Here is a 328-nt window from a genome sequence, read left to right as displayed (position 1 = left end):
TGCCATTTAGTACAGAAAACAGTGCGGGTGTCACTCTTAGTTTAGTGAGCCCTGATGGCGACCAAGGTTACCCTGGCGAGCTTACAACACAAGTGACCTACACACTGACCAACAAAAATACCCTAGATATGCAATTTGTGGCAAAAACCAATAAGCCAACCATCATTAATATGACCCAGCATAGCTATTTTAACTTAGCAGGTAAGGGCGATATTCTTGATCACCAAATGCAAATTAACTCAAATGCAATTACGCCTGTGGATGGCGGTTTGATCCCAACGGGTGAGTTGATGCAAGTGGCGGGCACGCCGTTTGACTTTAGAAATCC

General features: G+C 44.5%; 1 protein-coding gene. It reads left to right on the top strand.

Features of this window, described 5'->3' with window-relative positions; genetic code table 11:
• The coding region (locus CWB85_RS21745; RefSeq protein WP_502705327.1) for an aldose epimerase family protein at positions 1-328 on the top strand (328 nt) is incomplete at both ends.

This window comes from Pseudoalteromonas sp. S1727 (assembly GCF_005886375.1).
Taxonomy (GTDB): domain Bacteria; phylum Pseudomonadota; class Gammaproteobacteria; order Enterobacterales; family Alteromonadaceae; genus Pseudoalteromonas; species Pseudoalteromonas haloplanktis.
The sequence above is the reverse complement of the archived record's forward strand: the minus strand, read 5'-3'. Positions and strand labels throughout refer to the sequence as shown.